Raw genomic sequence first — 12,475 nt, forward strand, 5'->3', positions numbered from 1 at the left:
CTTTGCCTCTGGCCAGGACGCCGATTGATCTGCTCAGCCGTGGGGATAGTCAGGCCGCCTGTCAGAAGCAAATAGCTTTCAACCCGCTTCCTGACTTCCCGTGGCCAACAACTCATATGAGTTGGTAAAACGCTATAGAGCACCTCCAAAGGTTGGAGAGTGGACAACCTGCAATTCTTTATCTTTCCCCAGGTACATATGAACGCCGCAAGGCAAACACGGATCAAAGCTGCGTACCGTACGCATGATATCTATGCCTTTAAAGTTGTCAGGCCCGTTTTCTTCGAAGATAGGCGTATTTTGCACAGCATCTTCATAGGGACCAGGCGTACCATAGATATCGCGCACGCTGGCGTTCCAGGGGGTAGGTGGATAAGGATGATAGTTGGCTATCTTCCCATTCTCGATGACCATATGATGGGAGAGCACGCCGCGCACAGCTTCATGGAAACCACACCCGATAGCCTCCTTGGGGACCGTGAAATCGCTCCAGGTCTTAGTGCGGCCGGCGCGAATCTCACCCAACGCCTTCTCGACGCAATATAAGGCCACAGCAGCCGAATAGGCCTGGAAGTATGAGCGAGCGCGATCCCGCTCAAGGGCATTGCTCCAGGGCGGAATCTTCCATTCGAACTCTACCTCGGGCTTGAGCGCGGTTTTGGGAAGCCTGATCTTGACGCTATTGCCGGTGGCCTTGATGTAGCCGCCCAGGTCCACAATGCCGGCCAGCGCTGTCGTCCAGAGGCGCGCTAAAGGACCACCTCCCGTGTCAAGGGCCAGATGCTTGCCAGAACGCTTGTCAAGCCAGCGCGGCGACATGACCCAGCTATAATTTGTCTGGAAGTCGCGCTTTTGCGGGCGAGGAATGGTCGTCTGGTTCCAGGGATGATGCTTATCAATCGGATTGCCCAGGGGATCGCGATCAACAAAGGTTCTTTCGTTCTCCCAGTCCTGGTAATAAGAGCTGCCCAGCAGGATGCGAATGCCAAGATTAATATCAACCAGGCTTGTCGTTACCAGCTCGTTATCTACGACGATGCCCGGCGTCACAAACATGGCTCGGCCCCATTTATCCATCGTGCGATAGTCATAATCGCAGACGTCAGGGTCTTGGAATGAGCCCCAGCAGCCAAGTAAGACCTCGCGCTGACCAACCTTCTCATAGCCCGGTAGCGCCTGATAGAAGAAATCGAAAAGATCATCATGGAGTGGAATAACCTTCTTCATGAATTCTACGTACTTCATCAGTCGCACCAGGTAATCGGTGAAGAGCTGGACCGTGGCAACGGTGCCCACGCCGCCCGGATAGAGCGTGGAGGGATGTACATGCCGTCCTTCCATCAGGCAGAACTTTTCGCGCGTTAAACGGCTCATTTGCAGAGCTTCGCGATAGAAATCGCCGGTGAATGGATTAAGCGAGCGCATGATATCGGCAATCGTGCGATAGCCATGCGCATCTGCATGGGGTGCTGGCGTTTTTTCGGCCCTTTCAAGCACCGAGGGATTCGTCTCACGGACCATCTGTTCGCAAAAGTCGACGCCAACCAGGTTTTCCTGGAAGATATTATGGTCGAACATATATTCCGCCGCCTCACCCAGATTGAGAATCCATTCCCCCAGATTCGGCGGCTTCACCCCATAGGCCATATTCTGGGTATAGACCGAGCAGGTAGCATGGTTGTCGCCGCAGATGCCACAGATGCGGCTCGTGATAAAGTGGGAATCACGCGGGTCTTTGCCCTTCATAAAAATGCTGTAGCCTCGGAAGATGGAAGAGGTACTATAGCATTCCACAACTTTTCGCTGCTTGAAATCGATCTTGGTGTAGATGCCCAGACTGCCGACGATGCGTGTAATCGGGTCCCACGACATTTCGACAACCTGAGGCGGTTGGATAGGGGAGCCTTCGCGTTTTACCTGTGTAGACATAAAGCTCTCTCCTTTGCTCAAGCTTTTGCCTTGACATTAACTCATCAGGACTGTCAGTTAGCATGATAGCCAGTCGTAAGCTTTTCTCCCTTATGTCGCCAGGAAGGTTCCTTATTGAGCGTGTCATTGGTAATCTGGCGCAAGCGCCGAATGACAGAGCCATAGACGCTAATAACGCTAGAAGAGACCTTACCGCCTGGCGGCTCATCCATAAAGGGCATGAACTTATCCGGGAAGCCTGGCATGGTGCAACCGATACAGATGCCTCCAACATTGGGGCAACCGCCAAGACCGGCCATCCAGCCTCGCTTAGGAACATTGCATTGCACTACAGGTCCCCAACATCCCAGCTTTACCAGGCACTTTGGGGAACCATATTCGTTGGCGAAGTCGCCTTGTTCATAATAGCTACCCCGGTCGCAGCCCTCGTGAACGGTTTTTCCAAAGAGCCAGACCGGTCGCAGGGCCTTATCTAAGGGAATCATGGGGGCTAGCCCTGCAGCCTGGTAGAGGAGATAGGTCAGCGTCTCCATAAAGTTGTCTGGCTGAACCGGGCAGCCAGGCACATTTACGATGGGTATGCCGGCGCCAGACTTCCAATCCCAGCCAAGGTAGTCAGCTAGCCCCATTGCGCCAGTGGCGTTCCCTTGCATGGCGTGAATTCCCCCATAGGTCGCGCAAGTGCCTGCGGCTACAACTGCGAGAGCTTTAGGGGCAAGGCGATCGATCCACTCTGTCGTGGTGATAGGCTGGCCCGTAGTAGGATCGGAGCCCATAGCCGCCCAGTAACCCTCACTCTTGATCTTCTCATTAGGGATTGAGCCCTCCACAACAAGGACGAAAGGATCGATCTCTCCTCGTTCCGCTTTATACCACCAGTTCATAAAGTTGTCGCCTACCTCATAGGCAAGTACGGGGTTGTGAAGATGTACTTTGGGGAGTCCGGGTATTGCGCCCATGACCACTTCTTCAATGCTGGGCTGACTGGCGGCCGTAACTGAGATCGAGTCTCCATCACAGCTGAGTCCAGCTGTGATCCAGATGATGTGGAGCTCCTCTACGCGTGCTCTTGTTGCCATATTGTACCTCCTGAAGTAATTACCTGGCGGTTTGCTAAACTTCGCATCCACAGTAGCCGTGACTACCAGTAGTGGAGGGTACGCTTGCCTGATCTAAATGTATCAGTAACTATATGTGCAAAAGCTACAAAATTCCTTTACAGAACGCTTAGCAATTATGGTAGAGGATGCATTTTATCTTCAAGGTCTTTTTCTTTTTTTGCGCGCGGGTTGGCGTGGTTTCTGTCTGGGGGAGTACAACAACTTCCTTGCGTGCCCATCCACAGCTTTTGCCAATCCGCTGCATGCTGCCCTGTATCTTTTAGACGAGATACGCACAACTTCCTGTGCCAGGCTCAGTGTGACAAGATGGCCAGAGAAATAGATACACATAAAAGTTCAGTATATATAAAATTACGGCCAGAAAATTAATTTGTGTAAACTGCACAATAGAAAGAAATTTCTCAACTAACTGGCCTCATCTATAGTTGCAAGGAATACTACTGGCCGTTCAAGTGTAACATACACATATGGATTTAGCAAGCTGGCAGATTAACCTTGACCTTTACCCCTCTTTGATAATGAGCTTAGGTCTGGCCGGCAAGTAGCGGCGTTGAGGCTGACAGCTCTTATAAGATAGGCGACAATGGTCGATGAATAATAGCAGGATGTTTGTGATAAGGGAGAGATTGGATAATGCAAGCTGCGTCCGAAAATTCAGCCTGGGCTTCAGATGAGTTCGTGGCTGCGCTCTATGCACAATCCAACTATTATTGCCATAGACATCCATTTCTCATCTTAATGAATGAAGGTCATCTGAAGCCCTTCCAGGTCCAGCGTTGGGCTGCCAACTGCTTTTATTATCAGGCCTGCCTGCCCTTAAAGGATGCTGCCCTGCTTTCCCAGTGCCCTGAGCTTACCGTGCGCCGCATCTGGCTGCAACGTCTTGTCGCACAGGATGGCCTGGCCGAAGGCCAGGGGGCGATAGAGGAATGGTTAAGCCTGGCCGAAGCGGTTGGCCTGAGCCGTGAAGAAGTGCTTGACGAACGGCACGTGCTTCCAGGTGTCCGTTTTGCCACTGAGGCCTATGTGACATTTGCCCGAACGCGTTCCTGGACCGAGACTGCCGCAACATCGCTCAGCGAGCTTTTTGCCTCCGATCTGCTGCGCGAAAGCCTTGCCGCCTTTGAATATTATTATTCCTGGATTGATCCGGCTGGCCTTACCTATTTTAAGACACGCTTGCGGCAAGAGCAGGCGGAGGCCAGGCAGGCTATAGATATTGTTGTACGCCACTGCCGGACGCGCGAGCAACAGGAACGGGCCGTGGCAGCCCTGAAGTATAAATGTGATGTCCTGTGGAGCATATTAGACGCCATCGCTTATGCAGTTCTCGATACGAAGGAAGACACAGCCCCAACAGATGAAGTTACCATGTCCTCGCAACCTCATTTGCGCGCGCAGGTACGTTTGCAGTGGGATCAGACGCGGGGCAAGCCTGTGCTTTTGTTAGCCGATAGCATCTTGATCTTGAATGCTACGGCCGCTACCATCCTCTCTTTATGCGATGGACAACATTCTATCTCTGCCATTGTGGCTGAACTATCCAGGCGTTACAACCGCAATGTTGAGCAGGATGTGCTAGCTTTTCTCGCCCGCTTATTCCAGAAGGGCGTGATTGAATATACAGGGTTTGCAGAAGCCTGATGCCCTACCTGAGCCATCCCCTAAGTGACCTCCTGTGCAACCAGGCTGGAGTGAATGAAGAGGACGGGAACAATGCCCCGTCCTCCCAGCCAGGAGGCTCCGCCTTTGCAACATCCGCTCAAAATTCTATTAATGGGCTGTTGAAAAGGGAACCCTCCGTATCCCGGCTAGATTTTCGGGTCCTGCTTTACTATGAACCTCATCAGGCGTGTCAAGCTGGAAGGAGACGATGCCTGTACGCATGTCCTGGGCCAGCGTTGCCAGCTCCTTGCCCATCGTGGCGATCTCGCTAGCAAAGGTGACGCTTAAGCGCAAAAGATCTGGCGTTGGCTCTTTGCTGGCAGAGGAAGTTGAGATAGTGTTGAGCACTCTTGATTTGAGGGCACGCGTGTTGTGGGTAAGGCTTCCCAGCTCCTTATCTAATTCAAGCAAACTCCTGCTCGCCGTATCTTGCATGTTGCCAAGCCCTCTGGAGAGATGCTGGTGAAGGTTATCCAGCGTGCGCAGCTCTTGAATATGCAGTTGTAAGGTTTCGTTGGCAATGTTGCCGGTATAGCGCATGGGATCGGAAGTAATAATCTTTTTGAGCCGCTCGACGGCAAGAGATATTTGCTCGGTAACGTCCATTAAAGCCCGTGTGCGCTGATAGATGTTCTCATCGGAAACCTGCTGTAAGCGCTCGCGAATGTGCCGTACCTGGGCGATCAGCTCAGCCTCTTCGCGGTACAAGGCAGCCTGGGCATCTTTATTTTCGCCAGTGAAGGTGTGCCCTTTATCACCGGTCTGGGTGACAGCAGATTGAGCCCGCAAGGCCTGAGAGAAGCCTTCAGCGCGTTCGATTTCCTGACGGGCCACCACGTCGAGCTGTTCAACGGCTGTCTGAGTGCGTAGGATAAAGCGGCGGAAGCGATTGACGGTAAAATTAAAGGCATTAGCGAGATGCCCTATCGGATCATCGCTTACCGGGGCATTGACGCGTAGATCGCCTGAGCTCACAACTCGCATATCGGAGAATAGATGCTCGGCTGCATTGGTAAGCACATCCTTCTGATTACGAGTTTCTTCAATCAGAGCCATGATCGCGTCAAGCATGGCATTTACCGAGGCGGAAACGTCGGCGATTTCATCGCGTCCAATGACGGTTACACGCGTATCCAGGCGTCCTTGCTCGACGGCTTGCGTTACCTTCCGTAGCTGTTTGAGGCGGCGCACCAGCGTGGAAGAAATAAAGCTGCCAACCAGAATGATGGCGATAAAGGCCAGGATGGAGGCGACTATTGTCGTAAGAAGCTGGTTCCATTCCTCTACGCTTGCCGCGTCATTGACGGAAGAAGCAAGGCGCTGATTAAGCTGGATCAAAGCGCGCAGGGCGCTAAGGGCATCGGCATTGGTTGGCTCAACCTGCACTTGCATAAAGTGTTGCGCATCAGCAATATTGTTGGCGGCGATTCCGTGCAGAGCCGTGTCCTGCGCGCTGCGGTAGAGCTTCCAGGTACGTAAGGCGCTGGAGGTCAAGGTAAGCTGCTGTTCTACCTGCCCACTGCGTCCAGCCTCGTCTAACAAGGCTATCTGCTCTGGATGATCTTTGAGAAGATCCTGTGCAATGTAGGTATTCAGGGTCGTGTCGTAGAGTTTAGCAAGGTCCTGGATGGCTTTCTGCTGCTGATGTAGTGTTTCCTTTGATGGCTCAGGGGCGCTAGCTGTAGTGAGAAGTATATGGCTCTCAGTATTCATGAGCTGGAGGAAATTGGCTCCTGTTGTCAGTGAAGTATTAATTTTCAAGAGGCTCTGATAAAATTCTGCTTGCTGACCAAGCATCTGTGTTCGTTGAATGCCGATAAGGCCTGTGACCAGAGCGGCTATAAGGGCTGCGGCTAGAAACCCCAGGGTTAAACGTTGTCCAATGGGCATTTCGAGGAGAAGATTGGACCCGCGCCCGAGTTTAGGGCGAATCCGCAACGTTGTTGGTGGAAGCGGTGTTGTATCTCTCGGTGTCTGCCTTACTGGCGTAGTAAGCAGAGGGCTGATCTGCTGTCTACTAGAGAGACTCATGGTGGATTACCTCGTTTTCATATGCGATAGGAAGTGTAGAAGCTGTTGTATAGGTCCTGGATAGGGCCGCTAAACGCATCCTGGCAATAGGAATGTAGCCCATTTGCTGGGCCTGTTGTTGCACTTCAGGTGTGAGCATGAAGTCAAGAAAGGCGCTGATGGTAGCATTGTTGTCGTCTAGCGAGTACATGTGCTCATAACCCCAGAATAAGTAGCGGCCAGTTGTAATATTGTCTAAAGTTGGCATGACGCCTGAAATGGCCAGGGCATGTACTTTGGGGGTAAGAACCGAGAGGGCCAGGTAGCCGATGGCTCCTGGTGTGCGTGCGACGACATCGAGCACTGTAGCTGAGGAATCGGTTTTCAGTAATGTTCCCTTTTCATCTCGCCCGCCAAGAATATACTTGCGAAAAGTATCGCGCGTCCCCGAAGTGGGAGGGCGCACGACAGGGACGATGGGAAGATCAGGACCTCCTATCTGCTGCCAGTTATGGATTTTGCCCGTGGAGAAGATGTCGATAATCTGTTGCTGCGTAAGGGAGGTTATCGAGATGCCAGGCCCAACGACCATCGCAAAGGGAATGACGCAGACAATATGGTCGGTGAGATTCGGATCTGGATAAATTGCTGGATCTGCATAAACATCAGAATTGCCAATATTGGCCTTGTGAGCGGTGACAGCTTGCAGACCAGCCAGGCTACCACCCCCTTGCACCTCAATACTGGTTTGGGGATGTTGCTTCTGGAAAAGGGTAGCGGCGGCGTTGGCTAGAGGCTGCAGAGCCGTCGAGCCAACAATCTGGATGTGTCCACTAAGATCTGTAGTGGAATGAGGCGCCTCGACACATCCTGTAAGGCCGGTTACCATCATGATGCCTACAAGCAAGAGAAGCGATCTTATGGATCGGATCATGCCTCCTCTTGCCTGTTTGGGCAAGGCTAGAGCATAGTGTGTTACCACGATCTTATCCTTTTGTTGGTTCCCAGAACTTAGCTACATTAATATGTGAATGATTCATATCATTATTTTCAATCAGTAGAATTATGGATTGACTTTTTTAAGACAGTGTTAAGCTAGTACATTATGGCTAATTATTTGTAAGATATTGATTTATGTTTGAATAATCCTTATAATCAAAAATAGCTTGTTTGATGAAAGGTTGTGCGTAGATACCCCACTATTCTAATTGGATAAGTGTCAAGATTTAATTGACTTCCTCTATATGCTCGCTGGAGATGTTGGCAGGCGGTTGAGCTTCGTGCAGGAAAATAGGTAACATGTAGACGTGAGGAAGGTACTGCTGGTATGGAGTGGAGGCTATTTCCCCTTTTTTGGCCGGCTCAGTGAGATTCAGATTTCTTTATAATAGAAGCTCTAGTCTGCCTACTCTTCTAAAGATGCTGGAGCAGCGACTATGCCCCTATTCTGCTGCCCAGAAACAGCTAGCATTTGCTGAATGGAGCATAGTGCAATTTCAGTGTCGGAGGCAGCTCCCACCGGTGGGAGAGGAGCTGCTAGTGTAGATTGGATGGAGGTAGCTCACCAGAGCCACGAACAATCAATTCTGTTGGCAAAATCAGGCGCTGGGGCGGCCTGCTATCACCGTTGAGACGGGCAAAAAGCAGCTCCGCGGCTATCTTGCCAAACTCTACTGGATTATGGGCGACGACAGTAACAGGTAGAGGAAGCAGATCAGCAAAGTCGAAATCGTCGAAGCCAATAAAGGCTAATTGTTTTCTCTGCTGGTAAAGAAAGCGCAGAACGGCAACGCTGATACGATTGCTCGTTGTGAAGATTGCGGTCGGCGGCTCTGGTAGGGCGAGCAGCGCTTGTATGGCGGCCTGGGCCTGGGGGGCAGCATCACACCCAAAATACATAAGCGTTTCGTCGATCGGTACCCCATAGCCAGCGAGAGCTTCACGATAGCCGGCGGTACGTCCTGAGCCAGTATGGACGAGTGGGTCGCCACAGATGAGACCAATCCGGCGATGACCGCGCTCTAATAGATGGTTGATAGCTTTACGGGCACCTCCTTGATTCTCCAGCAAGATGACATCGGCGGGAAGATTGATTGGTGGACGATCAAGAAAAATAATCGGCGTACCCAGCTGCAATTCGGGGAGAAGATAGGAATGATCTCGCCCGGCCGGGACGATCAGCAGTCCTTCGACACGTCGGCGTAGCAGTGCGTTTGCCAACTCGCGCTCCCGTAAGGGATGCTCTTCTGAATTGCTCATGATCACCATATAATTGTATTGTTGCGCCACCTGCTCCACACCCAGGGCAATGGAGGAGTAAAAAGGGTTGGCAATATCTTCAATGATAAGTCCTATGGTAGAAGAAGCCTGACCCCGGCGCAGGCTGCGGGCAATGTCATTGCGCCGAAAGCCTAGAGCGCTGATGGCCTGTTTGACGCGCTCTTTGGTCTCCTCACTCACCCTCGGTTCATTATTGACCACACGCGATACAGTCTTCAGACTGACGCCGGCAGCTTCCGCAACATCTTGCATTGTCGGACGGCCTTTGAGGAGCATCGCGCTATTGGTGTCGGCTATAGCTGCTGACTTGCCTATATTAGATATCTGCCTTGTAAGCTCCTGAGCTGTAAAATAAGAATTTTCCTCTGTCACTGCTTATCTCCCTAGCGTATCGCCTACTTCTTCCTCAGCTTCCGCATAGACAATTGTAGCGTTATAGTATAACATATTTTCCCTTGCACTTATCCAGTTTGATAATCACAATCTCGAATTTGCTGCAAGTTGCCTTGTCCCAGGTGACAAGAAATGTGTTACGCACTGCCTATTTTTTGGCGAAGAACTACTCCCTTTGGCTCGAAAAGCCAGCGCGGAGACCATTGCCCTGCCTTCCTATTGCTCTCAAGCTTGTTTACTAAAGTGTTGACAACGCTGTCATGCTAATAGTATTGTAAAACATTATTGCCCATGCTGAATAGGTGCCTGTTTTAGATGGGAAGATACCATAGTGGCGGGTGCTCGGGCTGGAAGTGTTGCCAGCCGAAGAGGAGTTGGCCTTTTATGGAAAAATCTTTTAGAGGGAGATAAAGGAACAGTGCAGCGATATAAAGCTATTTATTCCTATATTCAGGAGATACAAAAAAAGCTTAAAGATGAACAGCAGCTTGCCTCGATGTTTGCCAGCTGTTTCCCAAACACGCTGGAAACTACTGTCAAGCTGCTCGATGACGGAACCACTTTTGTCTTTACCGGTGATATTCCTGCTATGTGGCTACGCGATTCTTCGGCACAGGTTAATCCTTATATCAAGCTAGCTCAGGATGACCCTGATCTGCAGCGCCTCTTGCGCGGCCTGATTCACCGCCAGGCTGGTTACATTGTGCTTGATCCTTACGCGAATGCCTTTAATAATGGGTCAGAGGGCCAGGGCCACAAGGGAGATCGACCTCTAGCCGATCCCTGGGTATGGGAAAGGAAGTTCGAGCTTGATTCGCTCTGCTACCCCGTCAAGCTCTGCTATAGCTATTGGAAAGCCACGCAAGAAGAAACCATCTTTAATGGGGTTGTGCATCAGATGCTACAGAAAATTGTCGCAACTATGCAAGTAGAGCAGTGTCATGATCAGGCTTCTTCCTATACCTTTGAGCGCCCGTACCCAGCTCCCCAATCTGATACGCTGCCCTTTCATGGAAAAGGAACACGCACAAACTATACAGGGATGCTCTGGTCTGGCTTCCGGCCAAGCGATGATGCCTGCAAATTTGGTTTTCTTATTCCTGCCAATATGTTTGCCGTGGTCGTGCTTGGCTATATCGAGGAGATTGCGCGCAGTATTTATGCAGATGAACGGCTGGCCAGGCAGGCGCAAACCTTACGTAAAGAAGTTGATTTTGGCATCAAGACCTATGGTATTGTAGAGCATCCTCGCTATGGGCGGATCTATGCTTACGAGACTGACGGCTATGGCAACTATAATTTAATGGATGATGCCAACGTTCCTAGCCTGCTCTCTATGCCTTATCTTGGCTATTGCGCTATCGATGATACCTTATATCAAAATACTCGTCGCTTTGTGCTCAGTCGCGATAACCCTTATTATTTCGCTGGAACCTACGCCCATGGGGTGGGAAGCCCACATACTCCCACAGGCTATATCTGGCCGATTGCTTTGAGCATATGCGGGCTTACGACGCAAGACAAGGACGAGCAGGAAGAGCTTTTACATATGTTAGTGACGACGACGGCAGATAGCGGCTATATGCACGAAGGTTTTCATCAAGATGATCCCAGACAGTTTACGCGCCCCTGGTTTGCCTGGGCCAATAGTCTGTTTGCCGAATTTGTGCTACACGTTGTCGGTTCGCGCACATAAGCGCCAGTGGGAAGGTGGAAATAGCTTCCACCTTCCAGCTACCTCTACAAGCTTCATTGCCCAGCTGTCTATATAGCTGGTCTGGTAACTATGCCGGAGCTATTGAGCCTGTGTGGTTTCTGCGATATAGTCGACGAGTGCTTTGACCAGGTGGCCCATCTTGGGATATTCAGGGATGACATGGGCCCTGATGCCATGTGCTTGCAAAGCGGCCGTGCAAGTAGGTCCAATAGAGGCCACAATGGTTTTTGTATTCAGCGCGCTAACGAGCTGCTCCTCTTTCTGCACATCGCTGGCTACTTGTAAGAGGTGGCGTACCTGTACCTGGCTGGTGAAGACGATGGCATTGACACGCTGCTCAATAATCTCATCGATAAGCGTGCGCAGCGGGCCCAGATCTTCTGGTAGCTGCCATTCGTAGAGGCAGAGCTCGTCGAGGAAGCCAATGCCTTTTTGCTGTAAGGCCTGCGTGAGAGTTGCGTTACGTTCTCCATAGTGGACGATCGCCACACCTTTGCCCTGCAAATCAAGCTTTGAGAGCCTATTTAGTAGCTCCTCTGTGGTTTGAGCTGCATGCGCACTTGTCGTAATGGGGACTGCATAGCGCTTGAGGACGGCAGCTGGTTTGGGGCCACGACAGATGATAGTAACATTATGCAAAGCTGCAAGGAGCTGAGGGAGAGAATTCTGGGCTTCTGCCTCCTTGAAAAATGCTGTGACGCCTGCTCCTGTAAGGAAGATCACTACCTGAATCTTGCCCTGCGTGAGATGCTCAATGCATGCTGATACCGCATCCTGGCTCTCTAGCGCTGCCTCACGTACTGCCGGTACGCTATAGGGTGTGCCGCCATGCCGGCGCAGCAAGTTTGTCATTTCATCGCTCATGCGCGTCTCTAAAGAGGCTACTCTCATGCCTGCCAGACTGCTCATGCTTCCATTTCCTGCTCTTCCTACAAAAATTATGCTCAAAAACCTGCCCCTATTATAAAGCGAAAACCGGCGCAAGTACATGCTTTATTCCAGGTTGAGTAGGATTTCCCCGTTGTCGCTGCGCGTGACGGCATAAGTCATGAGTCCTGAGCAGGCATTATTGAGAGCAGTACCTGTTGATAAATCGAACGTGTAGGCGTGGAGTGGACAGATAACCTTACCAGATCCAACCAGCCCATCGCTGAGTGGCCCACCTTTGTGGGGACAGCTTGCCTGGGTGGCGTATAACTTGCCGTCGCGAGCGTGGAAGATGGCGATGGCTGTATTCTCCACCAGGAATGTGCGTCCTTCGCCTGCTGGGATGCGATCGATTGAACCCAGGTTATAAATAACTTTCTCGTCTGGTAGCATAATGACCATTGTGCTATTTCCTTTCTGGCTGAGAGCCGGA

9 protein-coding genes are annotated in these 12,475 nt (G+C 51.2%); 2 read left to right on the plus strand and 7 right to left on the minus strand.

Annotation, left to right across the window (positions count from 1 at the left end):
• Positions 1-132 precede the first annotated feature (132 nt).
• Together EPA93_RS43905 and EPA93_RS43910 are read right to left on the minus strand one after the other, a co-directional pair.
• A complete protein-coding gene (locus tag EPA93_RS43905; RefSeq protein WP_129893619.1) occupies positions 133-1,929 on the minus strand; it encodes a nickel-dependent hydrogenase large subunit in 1,797 nt (598 codons plus the stop codon).
• A gap of 53 nt (positions 1,930-1,982) precedes the next feature.
• Entirely contained in the window at positions 1,983-3,008 is a 1,026-nt protein-coding gene (locus EPA93_RS43910) for an NADH-quinone oxidoreductase subunit B family protein (protein WP_129893620.1), read from the minus strand.
• A 675-nt stretch (positions 3,009-3,683) separates the two neighbouring features.
• On the opposite strand from EPA93_RS43910, the gene pqqC reads away from it, so the two are divergent.
• A complete protein-coding gene (pqqC, locus tag EPA93_RS43915; RefSeq protein WP_129893621.1) occupies positions 3,684-4,694 on the plus strand; it encodes a pyrroloquinoline-quinone synthase PqqC in 1,011 nt (336 codons plus the stop codon).
• A gap of 129 nt (positions 4,695-4,823) precedes the next feature.
• On the opposite strand, the gene EPA93_RS43920 is transcribed toward pqqC, so the two are convergent.
• From EPA93_RS43920 to EPA93_RS43930, 3 genes are all read right to left on the minus strand, one after another.
• The gene (locus EPA93_RS43920) at positions 4,824-6,746 is read right to left on the minus strand and encodes a HAMP domain-containing protein (RefSeq protein ID WP_129893622.1); all 1,923 of its coding nucleotides are present in this window, start codon (positions 6,744-6,746) and stop codon (positions 4,824-4,826) included.
• Entirely contained in the window at positions 6,733-7,707 is a 975-nt protein-coding gene (locus EPA93_RS43925) for a phosphate ABC transporter substrate-binding protein (RefSeq protein ID WP_129893623.1), read from the minus strand. The genes EPA93_RS43920 and EPA93_RS43925 overlap by 14 nt, the downstream gene beginning before the upstream one ends.
• Positions 7,708-8,261: 554 nt before the next feature.
• Positions 8,262-9,377: a LacI family DNA-binding transcriptional regulator gene (locus EPA93_RS43930; protein WP_242527255.1), complete on the minus strand. Its 1,116-nt coding sequence runs from the start codon at positions 9,375-9,377 to the stop codon at positions 8,262-8,264.
• A 439-nt stretch (positions 9,378-9,816) separates the two neighbouring features.
• Here EPA93_RS43930 and EPA93_RS43935 point away from each other — a divergent pair, with 439 nt between their 5' ends.
• Complete coding sequence (locus EPA93_RS43935) at positions 9,817-11,094, plus strand: glycoside hydrolase family 125 protein (RefSeq protein ID WP_129893624.1); 1,278 nt, start codon at positions 9,817-9,819, stop codon at positions 11,092-11,094.
• 99 nt (positions 11,095-11,193) lie between these two features.
• On the opposite strand, the gene EPA93_RS43940 is transcribed toward EPA93_RS43935, so the two are convergent.
• The gene (locus EPA93_RS43940) at positions 11,194-12,024 is read right to left on the minus strand and encodes a uroporphyrinogen-III synthase (protein WP_165423795.1); all 831 of its coding nucleotides are present in this window, start codon (positions 12,022-12,024) and stop codon (positions 11,194-11,196) included.
• Positions 12,025-12,108: 84 nt separating this feature from the next.
• Positions 12,109-12,444 (minus strand): Rieske (2Fe-2S) protein, encoded by a 336-nt coding sequence (locus tag EPA93_RS43945; RefSeq protein ID WP_207229362.1) that lies wholly within the window; start codon positions 12,442-12,444, stop codon positions 12,109-12,111.
• Positions 12,445-12,475 lie beyond the last annotated feature (31 nt).

The sequence above is a fragment of the Ktedonosporobacter rubrisoli genome (assembly GCF_004208415.1).
Taxonomy (GTDB): domain Bacteria; phylum Chloroflexota; class Ktedonobacteria; order Ktedonobacterales; family Ktedonobacteraceae; genus Ktedonosporobacter; species Ktedonosporobacter rubrisoli.